Source organism: Streptococcus suis (genome assembly GCF_002960445.1).
In the GTDB taxonomy this organism is placed as follows: Bacteria; Bacillota; Bacilli; order Lactobacillales; family Streptococcaceae; genus Streptococcus; species Streptococcus hyiners.
Genome location: NZ_POJD01000149.1, coordinates 1 through 329 on the forward strand (window position 1 = coordinate 1; position 329 = coordinate 329).

Consider the following 329-nt stretch of genomic DNA (forward strand, 5'->3'; position numbering starts at 1 on the left):
TTCAAGACGGTACTGCTGCAAACAACTTGATTAACACTCAATTTACAGACGGTAAAGCAGCTGCTATCATCGAAGGTCCTTGGAAAGCAGCTTCATATAAAGAAGCTGGTGTAAACTATGGTGTAGCAACAATACCAACTCTTGTAAACGGCAAAAACTACTCAGCATTCGGTGGTGGTAAAGCATGGGTTGTTCCAGCAGGCGCTAAAAACCAAGAAATGGCTCAAAAGTTTGTTGACTTCTTGACTGCTACAGACCAACAAAAAGCACTTTACGACGCTACAAACGAAGTTCCAGCTAACACTGAAGCTCGTGAATATGCTGTAAGC

At 42.6% G+C, this 329-nt stretch carries 1 protein-coding gene; it reads left to right on the forward strand.

What is annotated here, in order from left to right; all coding sequences use genetic code 11:
* Nucleotides 1–329: extracellular solute-binding protein (locus C1G53_RS06370; RefSeq protein WP_153046664.1), on the forward strand; the 329-nt coding region annotated here is incomplete at both ends.